The following is a 15,413-nucleotide window of genomic DNA, read 5'->3' as shown; positions in this document are numbered from 1 at the left end:
TTCAGCTGAGCGCCTTTTCCAGGTTGGCGTCGATCTTGTCGAGGAACCCTTGTGTCGTCAGCCACTGCTGATCCGGACCGACGAGCAGCGCGAGGTCCTTCGTCATGTGGCCTGACTCGACGGTGTCGACGACGGTCTTTTCCAACTTCTCGGCGAAGTTCATCAGCTCGGCATTGTCGTCGAGTTTCGCGCGGTGCCGCAGGCCGCCGGTCCAGGCAAAGATGGACGCGACCGAGTTGGTCGAGGTCTGTTTGCCTTCCTGGTGCTGGCGGAAGTGCCGCGTCACGGTGCCGTGCGCGGCCTCGGATTCGACGATCTTGCCGTCCGGCGTCATCAGGCGCGACGTCATCAGACCCAGCGAGCCGAAGCCCTGCGCCACCGTATCCGACTGCACGTCGCCATCGTAGTTTTTGCAAGCCCAGACATAGCCGCCCGACCACTTCATCGAGGACGCGACCATGTCGTCGATCAGGCGGTGCTCGTAATAGAGGCCGGCTTCCTCGAACTGGTCCTTGAACTCGGCGTCGAAGATCTCCTGGAACAGGATCATGAAGCGGCCGTCATAGGTCTTCAGGATCGTGTTCTTGGTGGACAGGTAGACCGGATAGCCGCGGTTCAGCCCGTAGTTGAACGAGGCGCGCGCAAAATCGCGGATGGAGTCGTCGAGATTGTACATCCCCATGAACACGCCGGCCGAGGGGGCCTTGTAGACTTCTTCCTCGATCTCGGTGCCGTCCTCGCCGACGAATTTCATCGTCAGCGTGCCGGGGCCGGGGAACTTCATGTCGGTCGCTCGGTACTGATCGCCAAAGGCATGGCGGCCGATCACGATTGGCTCGGTCCAGCCGGGCACGAGGCGCGGCACGTTCGAGCAGATGATCGGCTCGCGGAAGACGACGCCGCCAAGAATGTTGCGGATCGTGCCATTCGGGCTGCGCCACATTTTCTTGAGGCCGAATTCCTCGACGCGGGCTTCGTCGGGGGTGATCGTGGCGCATTTCACGCCGCAGCCGACCTCCTTGATCTTCTCGGCGGCGTCCACGGTGACCTGATCGTCGGTCCGGTCACGCTCTTCCATACCCAGGTCGTAATAGAGCAGATCGACGTTCAGGTAGGGCAGGATGAGCTTTTGCTTGATGAAGTCCCAGATGATCCGGGTCATCTCGTCGCCGTCGAGCTCGACGATGGGGTTCTCGACCTTGATCTTCGACATGGCTGGATCCTGTCAGTCTTGAGAGGGGCAGGCGGCCCCGTCGGGGCCACCCATAGACGTCACGCGTTAAGCGATGATGTCGTTGAGCGTGTTCGAAGGCCGCATGACGGCAGATTTCTTGTTCGCCTCGGGGTGGAAGTACCCGCCGATATCAACCGACGTACCCTGCGCACCATGCAGTTCGCCCATGATCTCGGCCTCCTTCGCGGCAAGCTTTTCGGCCAGCGGCTTGAACTCGGCCGCGAGATCCGCGTCCTTGTCCTGCGACGCCAGTGCTTCGGCCCAATAGCGGGCGAACCAGTAGTGGCTGTCGCGGTTGTCGGGCTCGCCCACCTTGCGCGAGGGCGACCGGTCGTGGTCGAGCACGCCCTGCGTCGCGGCCTCGACCGCCTCGCCCAGCACACGCGCCTTGGCGTTGTCGCGGCTTTCGCCCAGGAATTTCAAGCTTTCGGCCAGCGCGCAGAACTCGCCCAGGCTATCCCAGCGCAGGTGGTTCTCCTCAACCAGCTGCTGGACGTGCTTCGGGGCTGAGCCGCCGGCGCCAGTCTCGAACAGACCGCCGCCCTGCATCAGCTTCACGATGGACAGCATCTTGGCCGAGGTGCCGAGCTCGAGGATCGGGAAAAGGTCGGTCAGGTAGTCGCGCAGCACGTTGCCGGTGATCGCGATGGAGGTCTTGCCCTCGCGGATCGTCTCGAACGTGCGGCGCGTCGCCTCGCGCGGGGCCATGATGGCGAACTTGTCGGCCACGCCCTTCGCCTCCAGGATGGGCTTGACGTACTCGATCAGCCGCGCGTCATGCGGGCGGTCCGCGTCGAGCCAGAAGATCGCCTCGCAGCCCTCGGCCCGCTGGCGGTCGATGGCCAGCGCCACCCAGTCCTCGATCGGCGCCTTCTTGGCGGTGGATGCGCGCCAGATGTCGCCCGCTTCGACGGCATGCTCGTGCAGCACGTCGCCGTTGGCGGCGATCATGCGGACCGTGCCGGCCGTCGGTATCTCGAACGTGGTGGGATGCGAGCCGTATTCCTCGGCCTTCTGCGCCATGAGGCCGATGTTCTGCACCGCGCCGGCGGTCGCGGGATCGAGCGCGCCGGTCTCTTTGAAATAGGCGATCGTCTCGTCATAGACCGGTGCATAGGTGTCGTCGGGGATGACGCAAGTGGTGTCGTGCTGCGCGTCGTCCGGGCCCCAGCCCTTGCCGCCGTCGCGGATCAGCGCGGGCATCGAGGCGTCGATGATGACGTCCGAGGGGACGTGCAGGTTGGTGATCCCCTTTGCGCTGTTCACCATGTACATCGGGGGCTGGTCGGCCTTGACCTTCTCGATTTCGGCCTTGATCTCGGGCTTGTCCTCGATCTTGGCGTAAAGCGCGCCGAGGCCGCCATTGGGATCGACGCCCGCAGCTTTCAGTTCTTCGCCGTACTTGTCGAAGACCGGCTGAAGGAACGTCTTGACCGCGTGGCCGAAGATGATCGGGTCCGAGACCTTCATCATCGTCGCCTTGAGGTGCAGCGAGAACAGCGTCCCGTCCTCCTTGGTCTTCGCGATCTCATCGGCGAGAAACGCGTCAAGCTTCTTGACGGACATGAAGGTCGCGTCGAGGACGGCGCCTTCGTGCAGTTGCACGCCCTCTTTCAGCACCGTCTCGGTCCCGTCGGCGGCGGTCAGCACGATCTTCGCCGGGCCAGCCTGATCCGCCGTCAGGATCACGGATTTCTCGTTTGAACGAAAATCGCCGCCGGACATCGAGGCAACGCGGGTCTTGGAATCGCTCTTCCACTCGCCCATGCGGTGCGGGTTATTCTGGGCGAACTTCTTCACCGCGTTCGCTGCACGCCGGTCCGAGTTGCCCTCGCGCAGGACGGGGTTCACGGCGGAACCCTTGATCGCGTCGTAGCGAGCGCGGGCGTCCTGTTCCGCGCCGGTGCTCGGCTCGTACGGGTAGTTGGGCAGGTCGTAACCCTGCGCCTGAAGCTCCTTGATCGCCGCTTCGAGCTGCGGCGTCGAAGCCGAGATGTTCGGCAGCTTGATCACGTTGGCCTCGGGCGTCTTTACCCAGTCGCCAAGCCACGCGAGGTCGTCACGCACCTCGCCCTTCTGGCGGTCGGGGAAGGCGGCCAGGATGCGGCCGGCCAGCGAGATGTCGCGCGTCTCGATCGTGATGCCGGCGGCTTTGGCGAAGCGGCGAATGATCGGCAACAGCGACGCGCTTGCCAGTTCGGGGGCCTCGTCGACGGTGGTGTAGACGATATCGGGAGTCTCGGACATGGAAGCCTCTCGGAAAGGGTCAGTGTCGTTCCAGTGCCTGTTAGACGATAGCCGCATCAGCGGAAAGGGAAACTTTGTATGCCGATGTATACCAGTGCAGTCATGGCGGGACGGTGTGGGAACTCTGCGGCGAAGCGCCGGTTGGCAGGGAAACCCTATGCGCGCCCCTGGAGCCCCGAAATGGATATCATTCGCATCATTCTGTCGATCCTCCTGCCGCCGGTCGGAGTCTTCCTGCAGGTCGGGTTAGGCCTGCAGTTCTGGATCAACATCGTTCTGACGCTGCTGGGTTACATCCCGGGCGTCGTGCACGCGATCTGGATCATCGCGCGGCACTGAACCGCACAGAATATCTCTCATCCTGCGCAATCGACTGCTCCGCTGACCGTCTCTAGGTCAGCGGCGACCTAATTTTTTCTGGAGAACCCCATGGCCCAGCCGAAGATCACCGTCCTGTTCTACTCCACTTACGGCACGAACCATAAGGTGGCTCTGAAGGCCGTCGAGGCCGCCGAGGCCGCCGGCGCCGAAGTTCGCCTGCGCAAGATCCGCGAGACAGCCCCGCAGGAGGTCATCGACGGCCAGGACGCCTGGAAGGCTCAGCAGGAGCAGATGGCTGACATCCCCGAGGCCAGTCTGGACGACATGGAGTGGGCCGACGGCTTCTTCATTTCGGCCCCGACGCGCTTTGGCGTGGTCGCGAGCCAGGTGCGCTCGTTCATCGACACGATGGGTTCGCTGTGGCAGTCGGGCAAGCTCGTCAACAAGACGCTGACCGCCACGACCTCGACCCAGACGCAACATGGCGGTCAGGAAACCACTTTCCTGTCCCTCTATCTCACCGCGATGCACTGGGGCTGCCTGATCGTGACGCCAGCCTACGCCGACAGCATCAAGTTCGAAGATGGCGGAAATCCCTACGGCTTCTCCATGGCCATGGGCGAGTGGGGCGAAACCGGTGAGAAAAGCGTCGCCTTTCAGGCGACGCGTCTCGTCGAAGTCACCAAGAAGATCATCGGCTGAGCCACTAAGGCTTCGACAGGTCTGCGGCGGTGCGCTTATGTGCGCCGCCGTTCGCATGATCGGGGCTCACATCGCCGCTCGCAGCGATTTTTCAATCTGTCCGCCGCACCATTCGTCGCCATGATCTGCCTGAGCCTTCTGTAGTAGGGCGGCCTGCTCGGGCCGCTCGGCCATGCGATCCGCGAGTCCCGCAATCGCTGGCGCGGTCTCATCTAGCATCGGGCGGAGGGAGAGCAGCTTTTGCGTCATTACGCCCCACAGGTTCAGCACCACGACATCCGCGAGGCCCGGCGCGTCGCTTCCCAGCAGATACCCGCGTTCCGGCGTCAGCCCATGTCGCTGGCCGATCTGTTCGAAGATCGACATCCAGCGGGCGAGGCGCGGACGGTAATTGCTCCACATCTCCGGCGTCCACATCTGCGCGCCATTGTGCAGCGTGATCTCGTAGAGCACGTCATTCGCATCCGCGACGAGCTTGTCCGTCAGGGCCGCCTGCGCCGGGTCGGCGGGGCAGAGGCCATGCTTCCGCGCCAAATAGCCGAGGATCGCGGGCATCTGCGACAGCGCAACGTCCGTCTCGTGGTCGACAAGCACCGGTGGCGCCATGTGCGGCACCGGCTGAGAGTCGGGATCGTCCTGCATCAGCGCCTTCACCTCGTCCGGCGCGGGCTGATCCCAGGACGAGTCAGCGAGCGCCAGGAGCGATTTGATGAAGGCGCCGCGGAAGGGCAGCGGCCAGTAGTAAAGCGTGTAATCGGCCATCTTGGGCATCCCGTTTGGGGTTATGCCTTCAAGCGTAGGCGTAGGGTCCGCCCTTTTCCAGCGCAGCCTGATAGGCAGGACGCGCATGGATCTTCTTGAGCCACGCAGCAGTGGCGGGCCGCTTGTCGTCAAGTCCCGCCCGGGATCGTGCCGCCTCGAGGGGGAAGCTCATCATCACGTCGGCTGCGCTGATCTCTTCGCCCGCGAACCAAGGTCGCTGCGAAAGCTCGCTTTCGACGAAGTCGAGATGCACGTCGATCATCGGCTGCACGCGCTTCATGGCGATCCGGCCGAACAGAGGGATCTTCGACATCGCCAGCTTCAGCAGAAGCGGCGGCATCATCGACCCTTCGGCATAGTGCAGCCAAAAGCGGTAGGTCAGCCCGTCCTCGTCATCCATCGGCGCACCGAATTCGCCGCCGGCACGGTCCACGAGGTAGGACGCGATAGCTCCGGTCTCGGCGATAACGAGGCCGGTTTCGCGATCCTCGATTACCGGCGATTTCCCGAGCGGATGGACACGCTTCAGTTCTTCCGGCGCCAGCATCGTGCGAGGGTCGCGGGCGTAGCGGCGCACCTCGTAGGGCAGGCCCAGTTCCTCAAGCATCCACAGCACGCGCTGGGACCGCGAGTTCTCCAGGTGATGTACGACGATGGTCATGGGATCAGCGCGTCGTCTCAGTCAGGCGGCGCTTCACGTAGTCCTGCACCAAGCCGATCATCGGCTCCATGTGCGGGTCCTCGAAGAAGTGACCGGCGCCCTCGATCTCCTCGTGGGTGATCGTGATCCCCTTCTGCTCGTGCAGCTTGTTGACGAGCGTGTGCGTGTCCTTGGGTGGCGCGACGCGGTCGGCGGTGCCGTTGATGACGAGGCCAGAGGAGGGGCAGGGGGCAAGGAACGAGAAGTCGTACATGTTCGCGGGGGGCGACACGCTGATAAAGCCCGTGATCTCGGGACGCCGCATCAGCAGCTGCATGCCAATCCACGCCCCGAACGAAAAGCCCGCCACCCAGCAATGCTTGGCGTTCGGGTTCATCGACTGCAGGTAGTCGAGCGCCGAGGCCGCATCGGACAGCTCGCCGATGCCTTGGTCGTACTCGCCCTGGCTGCGGCCGACGCCCCGGAAGTTGAAGCGCAGGACGGTAAAGCCAAGCTGGTGGAATGCGTAGTGCAGGTTATAAACGACGCGATTGTTCATCGTGCCGCCGAACTGGGGATGCGGATGCAGGACGATGGCGATAGGAGCGTCGTGCTTGCGTTGCGGGTGATAGCGGCCTTCGAGTCGGCCTTCGGGTCCGGGGAAAATCACCTCGGGCATGGGTGGCGCTCCGTTTTTGCGACGGGACCAAGGCGGCGAGGCGTTGTTGACGTTATCGCTCGGACACCTTAGAACCGTTCTAAACTCCGAGCGGGCCCGAAGGCCCGCGATCGGAGAACGCAGGTAGCCGCAGGCTGCGGTGTCGTCAATGGCTCGGGGGGGAACGCCGTGAAGCTCAGTACCAAGGGACGCTACGCCATGGTGGCGCTGACGGATCTGGCGCTTGCCAAGGGGGACAAGCTGATCTCGCTGGGCGAACTGTCCAAGCGGCAGAATGTGTCGCTTGCCTATCTCGAGCAGCTTTTCGTCAAGCTGCGCCGTGCCGGGCTCGTCGAATCTGTCCGGGGCCCCGGCGGTGGGTATCGGTTGGCCAAATCCGCCTCTGATATCCGTATCTCGGACATCCTCGAGGCGGTGGACGAGACCGTTTCTGCGATGGAGTCGGGCGCAGGGGCGAAGGGCGGCCTTTCGGGCACAAAGGCGCAGTCGCTGAACAACCGCCTGTGGGAATCGTTGTCCGCCCACGTGTACGTCTTCCTCCACCAGACGCGCCTGTCGGATGTGACCGGCAATGCGCTTGCCCCGTGCCCGGCCGTGCCCGCGCTGTTCGAGGTCGTGGACGAGACGTGAACCGGCCCGGAACGTCCGGACCTTCCGAGGAGTAGCCAGAGCCAAGATGCACCGGCAGACGCGCACATATCTCGACTGGAATGCCACCGCTCCGCTGCGGCGCGAGGCGCGCGAGGCCATGATCGGCGCGATGGGCTTGGTGGGCAATCCGTCCTCAATTCATGCCGAGGGGCGCGCGGCACGAACGGCTGTCGAGCGGGCGCGCGGGCAGATTGCCGAGGCGCTCGGTGCGCAGAACGCGGACATCGTCTTCGTCTCCGGCGCGACCGAAGCGGCCGCGCTGGCCTGCGCCGACCGAGGCCTGCTTTGCGCGCCGGTGGAGCACGAGGCGGTGCTGGCATGGTGCGATCCATCGTTGCCGGTCGATGCGCAGGGGAGCGTAGACGTGTCCGAGCCGGGGCGCGCGGCGTTGCAGGCTGCAAACTCCGAGACGGGCGTCTTGCAAGATCTGCCAGAGGGGCTGGCAGTCGTGGATGCCACCCAGGCTTTCGGGAAAGTTCCGTTCGCCTTCGAATGGTCGGGGGCGCAGATGACCTTCGTCTCGGCCCACAAGATCGGCGGCCCCAAGGGCATTGGCGTGCTCATCCTGAAGCGCGGCCTCGACCTCGCCGCCCGCGCCCGTGGCGGCGGGCAGGAGATGGGGCGGCGTGCCGGAACCGAGAACGTGGCCGCGATCGCGGGCTTCGGCGCAGCGGCCGAGGCGGCGGCGGCGGACTTGGCCTCGGACATGTGGAGCGCGGTGCGGGCGCGGCGGGACTCTTTGGAGGATGCGTTGATGCGCGACGCCTCGGGTCTTATCTGCGTAGGCAAGGACGCATCCCGGCTGCCGAACACGAGTCTGCTTGTCACGCCCGGCTGGAAGGGCGAGACGCAGGTCATGCAGATGGACCTCTCTGGGTTCGCCGTCAGCGCAGGGTCCGCCTGCTCGAGCGGCAAGCTCCGTGGGTCGGGGACATTGGCGGCGATGGGGATGGACCCGGACGCCGCAGGCTCGGCGATCCGCGTGTCGCTCGGGCCGACGACAACCGATGAGGACGTGAGCCGGTTCGCGGAAGCGTGGCTGCGTCAGTGGAACAAGCACCGGGCGCGTGCCGCCTGAAAGGAGACCGACATGGACGATCAGACCGTCATGGATCAAGATGTGAAAGAGGGCGTCGACCAGGAGACCGTCGATGCCGTCAAGCAGCTGTCGGGCGCCTACAAGCACGGCTGGAATACCGAGATCGAGATGGACTTCGCGCCCAAGGGCCTGACGGAGGACATCGTGCGCCTGATCTCGGAGCGCAACGACGAGCCCGAGTGGATGCTCGAGTTCCGCCTCGACGCGTTCCGCCGCTGGCAGAAGATGGACGAGCCGGACTGGTCGATGCTGCGCTACGCGCCGGTCGACTACCAAGAGCAGTATTACTACGCCAAGCCGGCCTCGATGAAGGAGAAACCGAAGAGCCTGGACGAGGTCGACCCGAAGCTTCTCGAGACCTACGAGAAGCTCGGTATTCCTCTGAAGGAGCAGATGATCCTCGCCGGCGTCGAAGGCGCCGAGGGCAAGGCCCCGGCCGAGGCGAAGGACGGTGATGACGCCACCGGCGGCCGTAAGGTGGCCGTGGACGCAGTGTTCGACAGCGTCTCGGTGGGGACGACCTTCAAGAAGGAGCTTCAGAAGGCGGGCGTGATCTTCAGCTCGATCTCCGAGGCAATCAAGGAGCATCCCGAGCTGGTGAAGAAGTACCTCGCCAGCGTGGTTCCGGTGCAGGACAACTACTTCGCCACGCTGAACGCGGCGGTCTTCTCGGACGGGTCGTTCGTCTACGTGCCGAAGGGCGTGCGCTGCCCTATGGAGCTGTCGACCTACTTCCGCATCAATGCCGAGAACACCGGCCAGTTCGAGCGGACGCTGATCATCGCGGACGAGGGGGCCTATGTCAGCTACCTCGAAGGCTGCACCGCGCCCATGCGCGAGACGAACCAGCTCCACGCGGCCGTGGTCGAGATCGTCGCGCTCGACGATGCCGAGGTGAAGTATTCGACGGTTCAGAACTGGTACCCCGGCGACGAAAACGGCGTGGGCGGCATCTACAACTTCGTCACCAAGCGCGCCGATTGCCGTGGCGACCGGTCGAAGGTGTCTTGGACGCAGGTCGAGACCGGCTCGGCACTGACCTGGAAGTACCCGTCCTGCATCCTGCGCGGCGACGACAGCCAGGGCGAGTTCTACTCGATCGCCATCACCAACAACTGGCAGCAGGCCGACACCGGCACCAAAATGATCCATCTGGGCAAGAACACCCGCAGCCGGATCGTGTCGAAGGGGATCAGCGCCGGGCACGCGCAGAACACCTATCGCGGCCTCGTGTCGATGCACCCCAAGGCCAAGAACTCGCGCAACTATACCCAGTGCGACAGCCTTCTGATCGGCGACAAGTGCGGCGCCCACACGGTCCCCTATATCGAGGTGAAGAACAACTCGAGCCGGGTGGAACACGAAGCGACGACCTCCAAGGTGGACGACGATCAGATGTTCTACTGCCAGCAGCGGGGCATGGACGAGGAAGAGGCTGTGGCCCTGATCGTCAACGGCTTCTGCAAGGAAGTCCTGCAGGCCCTGCCGATGGAATTCGCCATGGAAGCGCAGCAGCTGGTCGCGATCAGCCTCGAAGGCTCGGTGGGCTGAGTTGGGGGAACTCGACCCCATCCGGGCACCCGGCAAGTCGCGCTTCTACGTCTCGCTGACGGTAGCCGTCGCGGTCGTTCTGGGGCTGATCATGTTCCTGGCGTGGTGGCTCGCGGCCCCCATGCCGCGGGTGCTGGTCGTCTTGGCTGTGTCGGCCGCCATCGGGTGGGTCGCAGGGCGCCTCATGTTCAAACGGAGACGGAAATGAGCTTCTGGTCGCAATCGCAGATGATCGTCACAACCACGCCTTCGATCGAAGGCAAGAAGATCGCCCGCTATCACGGCATCGTCGTGGGCGAGGCGATCCTGGGCGCAAACGTGTTCCGTGACCTCTTCGCCGGGATCACGGACATCCTCGGCGGACGGTCGGGGAGTTACGAGAAATCGCTGAATGAAGCGCGCGAGACCGCTCTGAAAGAGATGGAAGACCGCGCGCGGGATGCCGGGGCCAATGCGGTCGTCGGCGTCGACCTGGATTACGAGGTCGTCGGCAAGGACAACGGGATGCTCATGGTTTCGGCCAGCGGCACCGCTGTCACCGTCGAATGATCCGAACACGATACGAAGGAAGAAAAAATGCTTGAGATCAATAACCTGCACGCCTCTCTTGAAGAAGAGGGTAAGGAGATCCTGAAGGGTGTGAACCTGACGGTCGAGGCCGGTAAGGTGCACGCCATCATGGGTCCGAACGGCTCGGGCAAGTCGACGCTGTCCTACGTCCTGGCCGGGCGCGAGGGCTACGAGGTCACCGAAGGCTCGGCCACGCTTCTGGGCGAGGACGTGCTCGACATGGATGTCGAAGAGCGCGCCGCGGCGGGCATGTTCCTTGCGTTCCAATATCCCGTGGAAATTCCGGGTGTTGGCAACATGACCTTCATGCGGACGGCGGTGAATGCGCAGCGCAAGGCGCGTGGCGAGGAAGAGATGTCCTCGGCCGAGTTCCTCAAGGTCATCCGCGAGAAGGCCAAGGAGATGCAGATCGACGCCGACATGCTGAAGCGCCCGGTGAACGTCGGCTTCTCGGGCGGCGAGAAGAAGCGCAACGAGATTCTGCAGATGGCGATGCTCGAGCCCAAGCTCTGCATCATGGACGAGACCGACTCGGGCCTCGATGTCGACGCGATGAAGCTGGTGGCCCAGGGCGTGAACGCGCTGCGCAGCCCTGATCGCGGGTTCCTGGTCATCACGCACTACCAGCGCCTTCTGGACCACATCCAGCCCGACGTGGTGCACATCATGTCCGACGGCCGCATCGTGAAGACCGGCGGACCCGAACTGGCCCTTGAGGTCGAGAAGAACGGCTACACCGACATCCTGAAGGAGAACGCATGATGGCTTTGCCGCAGGCGAAACAGGACGCGACCGATGCGCGCCTCGCCGCGCTGACGCTGCCCGTTCAGGATGGCTGGACGCGTGCGGCGCGCGCCGACGCGCTCGCCCGGCTGACCAAGTCGGGCTTGCCGGGACCGCGCGATGAATACTGGCGCTGGACCCGCCCGGCCGAATTGAACGCGGTCGAAGCTTCGGGTGCTGCACCCATGGACGAAAGCGACGAGGCGCCGATCTTCGACGGCATCGAGGCGCTGACCCTCGTGTTCCGCGACGGCGAGTTCGATGCCGAGGCGTCGGACGAGCTTGCGCTGGACGGCGTCGAAATCTCGCGTCTGGGCAAGGTTCAGGGAACAGACATCCACTGGGCCCGCGACGTCTATGGCGCCTTGGAACTGCGCGGGCAGGACCCGGTCGTGCGGCCCTTCGCAGCGCTGAATACCGCCTTCGCGACCGACGGCGTGCTGATCCGCGCCACGGGCAAGGCCGCCAAGCCGATCTGCATCCGATATGTCCACGAGAAGACGGACAGCGACCCGATCCTGCACCACGTGGTAAAGGTCGAACCGGGCGCCGAGGTCACGCTGCTCGAGGCCGGTGCGCCGGGCGCGCGGTTCAATACGGTGTTCGAAGCGGACATCGCCGATAGCGGGACGTTCCATCACGTGCGCGCCCAGGGCCGCAACCGTGACCGCCGGGCGAACACCCACACCTTCGCGCGTCTCGGTGCCGAGGCGGTGTGCAAGTCGTTCACGCTGTCGCTGAACGGCGCGCTGACCCGCAACGAGCACATCATCGAATTCACCGGCGACGACGCAGCCGCCCACGTGGCAGGTGCCGCGATCGGGGACGGCAAGGTAGCCAAGTTCCACCACGACGATACCGTGTTCATCACCCACGACGCGGTGAATTGCGAGAGCCGGCAGGTCTTCAAGAAGGTCCTGAAGAACGGCGCGCTCGGGGTGTTTCAGGGCAAGATCCTCGTGAAGCCCGGCGCGCAGAAGACCGACGGATACCAGATCAGTCAGTCGTTGCTTCTGGACGGGGACAGCCAGTTCCTCGCGAAGCCCGAGCTCGAGATCTATGCCGACGACGTCGCGTGCTCGCACGGGTCGACCACCGGCTCGATCGACGACGAGATGCTGTTCTACCTCAAGGCGCGCGGTGTGCCGCATGCCCGGGCGATGGACCTGCTGGTGCTGGCCTTTCTGGCGGAAACGCTGGAAGAGATCGAGGACGAGAAAATCGCCGAGAGCCTGCGCACGCGGCTGGAAAACTGGCTCGAGCGGCACGCGGACTGACGTGGCGCTCGCCAATGATATCGTGGCGTCCTACCGGCGGCCGGGCGAGATCGTCCGCCGCCGGCTGGGCGCGCGTGACCGGGCCGAGGCACGGGCGCTCATGACCGTTTTCACGGCTTGCTTCCTGATTTTCGTGGCGCAGTGGCCGCGCCTCAGCCGCGAAGCATACCTGACGGGGCAGGAGTTACAGCTAATGCTGGGCGGCGCGCTACTGGGATGGATCTTCATCGCGCCGCTCGCCCTATATGGCGTTGCAGGTCTCACCCATTTCATCGTGCGCCGCATGGGCGGACAAGCGAGCTATACCGAGGCGCGCATGGCGCTGTTCTGGGGGCTTTTGGCGGCGTCGCCGCTCTGGCTGCTCTGGGGGCTCGTCGCTGGCTTCGTCGGCCCCGGGTCGGCGCTAGATGCGGTCGGCATCATTGCGCTCCTCGCGTTTGTCGGGATCTGGACTGCTGGCCTCTATTCAGTGGAGCGTGGATGAAGCCGACCCTGAACCTTGGCACGCTCGTGCGGCTGGCGGCTGAGACCGTGCGCGCACCGCAGGAGACCTTCGCCGCCCTGCGCAGTCTCAACCTGCCGCGCCAGACCTTGTGGGAGGCGCTGCTTCTGGTGGTCGTGATTTCGGTGATCCTGGCTGAGCTCGGCAACCTTATCCTCGTCGCCTTCACTCCTGTTGCAAGTGACGCGCCCCAGTTCCTCAGCCCATTCGCCTTCGGTGTGCTGCAGTTCGTTATCCTGGCGCTGTCGGTGGTGCTGATCGACCGCATCGGGCGTGGGATGGGCGGGCAGGGCCGGCCTGAGGATGCGATCCTCGCCGTGACTTGGCTTCAGTTCGTCATGATCTGCCTGCAGATCGTGCAGACTTTGTTCCTGTTCATCTTGCCCGGTGTTGCTGCCCTGATCCTGATCGGCGGGCTCGTCCTGTTCCTCTACCTGCTGACCGCGTTTGTGATCGAACTTCACGGCTTTGCAAGCCACGGACGCGTCTTTGCCATGATCCTCGTCGTGATGGTCGGCGTGGCTCTCGGTTTTTCTTTCATCCTCACCCTGCTTGGTGTCACCGTCCCGCAGTAAGGAGGCTTCCATGTACGACGTTCAAAAAGTTCGGCAAGATTTTCCAATCCTCAGCCGCAAGGTGAATGGGAAGCCGCTCGTCTACCTCGATAACGGCGCCTCTGCCCAGAAGCCGCGGGTTGTCCTCGACGCGATTCAGCGGGCGTATGGCGAAGAATATTCCAATGTTCACCGCGGACTGCACACGTTGTCGAACCTTTCGACCGAAGCCTATGAAGGGGTGCGGGGCAAGATCGCGCGCTTTCTCGGCGCTACCTCGGAAGACTCGATCGTGATGAACACCGGCACGACTGCTGGGATCAATCTGATCGCCTACAGTTGGGCTATGCCGCAGATGAAGGCCGGCGACGAGATCGTCCTCAGCGTCATGGAGCACCACGCCAATATCGTCCCATGGCACTTCCTGCGCGAACGGCAGGGAGTGAAGCTGGTATGGGTCGAGCCTGACGCTGACGGATCTCTGCCCGCAGAAAAGGTGCTGGAAGCCGTGACCGAACGAACGAAGCTTATCGCCGTCACGCAGATGTCGAACGTGCTAGGAACCGTGGTAGATGTCTCCGCAATCTGCCGCAAGGCGCGCGAGCGGGGCGTGCCGGTGCTTGTGGACGGCTCTCAGGGCGCCGTGCATCTTGACGTCGATGTCGAGGAAATTGGCTGTGACTTCTATGTAATCACAGGTCACAAGCTTTACGGGCCCTCGGGGTCGGGGGCGATCTACATCCGTCCCGAGCGCATGGCCGAGATGCGTCCCTTTATGGGCGGCGGTGACATGATCCGCGAGGTGCACCGCGATGAGATCACCTGGAATGATCCGCCGATGAAGTTCGAGGCCGGCACCCCTGGTATCGTTGCCCAGATCGGTCTTGGCGCTGCGCTGGACTACATGGCGACTCTCGGGATGGAGGCCATCGCTTCGCACGAGGCCGATCTCCGCGACTATGCGCGCGATCGTCTGACCGGTATGAACTGGCTAAACGTGCAGGGCGTGGCGCCAGGGAAGGGCGCCATTTTCTCGTTCACGATCGACGGCGCGGCTCATGCCCATGACATCTCGACGGTTCTGGACAAGAAGGGCATTGCCGTCCGTGCAGGCCACCATTGCGCCGGGCCGCTCATGGATCATCTGGGCCTCTCGGCAACCTGTCGCGCGTCGTTCGGGCTCTACAACACCCGCGCCGAAGTCGATGCATTGGTCGACGGGTTGGAGCTTTGCCACGAGCTTTTCGCCTGACGGCGGGTGGCGGTTCGGCCCACGCGGCTGCTTGTCTGGCGGCTGACGTCAACATTTCCCTGCCGGACGAGTGAAAGAGCGGATTTCCCGTTGTGGATGACATCGAATACCGCTAGAGCGACTGCGCGTGGACCCATAGCTCAGCTGGATAGAGCGCTGCCCTCCGAAGGCAGAGGCCAGAGGTTCGAATCCTCTTGGGTCCGCCATTAACTTCTTGCCCAGCTAATTCTCTGCCCCAGCGAGTTGAGTGGGGTTGAGCTTTGCAATCAGGTTAACTTCCGAAATCGTAGACACAAACTTGGGGCTAAGATCACTTGATCGACGGCCGCGGGCCGTCGTGTATATTCGGTCGGACTGGCGGGTCTCTGGGCCGCACACGCAGCTTTTAGCTTGATGACTAGCCAATGCCGGTCGTATCGAGGCCGATCTGCTGTCCGGCTTGTTCGTTTAGACCCGTGAGACGCAGTCGGAGAGATCGTCAATGGAGGCATGGGCGACCGAGGGATAGAGAACTGCACAGGATGTAACGGTCACCGGGATAATGTAGCTACTGCAAATCTTCTTCCGTTTCGGGCGAACGGGCCAATTT

General features: G+C 63.7%; 17 protein-coding genes and 1 tRNA gene. 13 read left to right on the top strand and 5 right to left on the bottom strand.

From position 1 onward, the window contains the following. Nucleotide 1: 1 nt before the first annotated feature. The gene (locus tag ACFDS3_RS05415) at nucleotides 2–1,213 is read right to left on the bottom strand and encodes an NADP-dependent isocitrate dehydrogenase (RefSeq protein ID WP_375261325.1); all 1,212 of its coding nucleotides are present in this window, start codon (nucleotides 1,211–1,213) and stop codon (nucleotides 2–4) included. A gap of 66 nt (nucleotides 1,214–1,279) precedes the next feature. After that, the gene (locus ACFDS3_RS05410) at nucleotides 1,280–3,481 is read right to left on the bottom strand and encodes an NADP-dependent isocitrate dehydrogenase (protein WP_375261324.1); all 2,202 of its coding nucleotides are present in this window, start codon (nucleotides 3,479–3,481) and stop codon (nucleotides 1,280–1,282) included. Nucleotides 3,482–3,661: 180 nt separating this feature from the next. Between ACFDS3_RS05410 and ACFDS3_RS05405 the strand changes: the two genes are divergently transcribed. Both ACFDS3_RS05405 and ACFDS3_RS05400 read left to right on the top strand, forming a co-directional pair. Continuing rightward, on the top strand, nucleotides 3,662–3,820 hold the full coding sequence (locus ACFDS3_RS05405) for a YqaE/Pmp3 family membrane protein (protein WP_375261323.1): 159 nt from the start codon (nucleotides 3,662–3,664) through the stop codon (nucleotides 3,818–3,820). Nucleotides 3,821–3,910: 90 nt separating this feature from the next. After that, nucleotides 3,911–4,504, top strand: a complete 594-nt coding sequence (locus ACFDS3_RS05400) for an NAD(P)H-dependent oxidoreductase (protein ID WP_375261322.1) — start codon at nucleotides 3,911–3,913, stop codon at nucleotides 4,502–4,504. Between the two features lie 66 nt (nucleotides 4,505–4,570). On the opposite strand, the gene ACFDS3_RS05395 is transcribed toward ACFDS3_RS05400, so the two are convergent. Genes ACFDS3_RS05395 through ACFDS3_RS05385 form a run of 3 tightly spaced genes read right to left on the bottom strand, consistent with a single transcriptional unit; the run spans nucleotide 4,571 to nucleotide 6,585 of the window. Next, complete coding sequence (locus ACFDS3_RS05395) at nucleotides 4,571–5,266, bottom strand: glutathione S-transferase (protein ID WP_375261321.1); 696 nt, start codon at nucleotides 5,264–5,266, stop codon at nucleotides 4,571–4,573. Between the two features lie 28 nt (nucleotides 5,267–5,294). Further along, nucleotides 5,295–5,927 (bottom strand): glutathione S-transferase family protein, encoded by a 633-nt coding sequence (locus ACFDS3_RS05390; RefSeq protein WP_375261320.1) that lies wholly within the window; start codon nucleotides 5,925–5,927, stop codon nucleotides 5,295–5,297. A 4-nt stretch (nucleotides 5,928–5,931) separates the two neighbouring features. Beyond that, nucleotides 5,932–6,585, bottom strand: a complete 654-nt coding sequence (locus tag ACFDS3_RS05385) for an alpha/beta hydrolase (RefSeq protein WP_375261319.1) — start codon at nucleotides 6,583–6,585, stop codon at nucleotides 5,932–5,934. A 168-nt stretch (nucleotides 6,586–6,753) separates the two neighbouring features. Between ACFDS3_RS05385 and ACFDS3_RS05380 the strand changes: the two genes are divergently transcribed. The 11 genes from ACFDS3_RS05380 (at nucleotide 6,754) to ACFDS3_RS05330 (ending at nucleotide 15,030) form a co-directional block, all read left to right on the top strand. Next, nucleotides 6,754–7,215: an Rrf2 family transcriptional regulator gene (locus tag ACFDS3_RS05380; protein WP_375261318.1), complete on the top strand. Its 462-nt coding sequence runs from the start codon at nucleotides 6,754–6,756 to the stop codon at nucleotides 7,213–7,215. A gap of 46 nt (nucleotides 7,216–7,261) precedes the next feature. Further along, a complete protein-coding gene (locus ACFDS3_RS05375) occupies nucleotides 7,262–8,314 on the top strand; it encodes a cysteine desulfurase family protein (RefSeq protein WP_375261317.1) in 1,053 nt (350 codons plus the stop codon). A gap of 12 nt (nucleotides 8,315–8,326) precedes the next feature. Continuing rightward, the gene (gene sufB / locus ACFDS3_RS05370; protein WP_375261316.1) at nucleotides 8,327–9,886 is read left to right on the top strand and encodes a Fe-S cluster assembly protein SufB; all 1,560 of its coding nucleotides are present in this window, start codon (nucleotides 8,327–8,329) and stop codon (nucleotides 9,884–9,886) included. 1 nt (nucleotide 9,887) lies between these two features. Next, the gene (locus tag ACFDS3_RS05365) at nucleotides 9,888–10,094 is read left to right on the top strand and encodes a hypothetical protein (protein WP_375261315.1); all 207 of its coding nucleotides are present in this window, start codon (nucleotides 9,888–9,890) and stop codon (nucleotides 10,092–10,094) included. Nucleotides 10,095–10,114: 20 nt separating this feature from the next. After that, nucleotides 10,115–10,435 carry a heavy metal-binding domain-containing protein gene (locus tag ACFDS3_RS05360; protein ID WP_375261368.1) on the top strand — a complete coding sequence of 107 codons (321 nt, stop codon included), beginning with the start codon at nucleotides 10,115–10,117 and terminating at the stop codon, nucleotides 10,433–10,435. A 27-nt stretch (nucleotides 10,436–10,462) separates the two neighbouring features. Next, a complete protein-coding gene (sufC, locus tag ACFDS3_RS05355) occupies nucleotides 10,463–11,218 on the top strand; it encodes a Fe-S cluster assembly ATPase SufC (protein ID WP_375261314.1) in 756 nt (251 codons plus the stop codon). Further along, a complete protein-coding gene (locus ACFDS3_RS05350; protein WP_375261367.1) occupies nucleotides 11,218–12,516 on the top strand; it encodes a SufD family Fe-S cluster assembly protein in 1,299 nt (432 codons plus the stop codon). Before sufC ends, ACFDS3_RS05350 begins: the two co-directional genes overlap by 1 nt. 1 nt (nucleotide 12,517) lies before the next feature. Then, the gene (locus ACFDS3_RS05345) at nucleotides 12,518–13,000 is read left to right on the top strand and encodes a YIP1 family protein (protein ID WP_375261313.1); all 483 of its coding nucleotides are present in this window, start codon (nucleotides 12,518–12,520) and stop codon (nucleotides 12,998–13,000) included. Beyond that, nucleotides 12,997–13,593: a YIP1 family protein gene (locus ACFDS3_RS05340; protein WP_375261312.1), complete on the top strand. Its 597-nt coding sequence runs from the start codon at nucleotides 12,997–12,999 to the stop codon at nucleotides 13,591–13,593. The genes ACFDS3_RS05345 and ACFDS3_RS05340 overlap by 4 nt, the downstream gene beginning before the upstream one ends. 10 nt (nucleotides 13,594–13,603) lie before the next feature. Beyond that, nucleotides 13,604–14,824, top strand: coding sequence for a cysteine desulfurase (locus tag ACFDS3_RS05335; RefSeq protein ID WP_375261311.1), 1,221 nt, complete (start codon nucleotides 13,604–13,606; stop codon nucleotides 14,822–14,824). Nucleotides 14,825–14,953: 129 nt separating this feature from the next. Then, nucleotides 14,954–15,030 (top strand) — tRNA-Arg (locus tag ACFDS3_RS05330). The last annotated feature ends 383 nt before the right edge of the window (nucleotides 15,031–15,413 follow it).

The sequence above is a fragment of the Palleronia sp. genome (assembly GCF_042089775.1).
In the GTDB taxonomy this organism is placed as follows: Bacteria; Pseudomonadota; Alphaproteobacteria; order Rhodobacterales; family Rhodobacteraceae; genus Palleronia.
The sequence above is the reverse complement of the archived record's forward strand: the minus strand, read 5'-3'. Positions and strand labels throughout refer to the sequence as shown.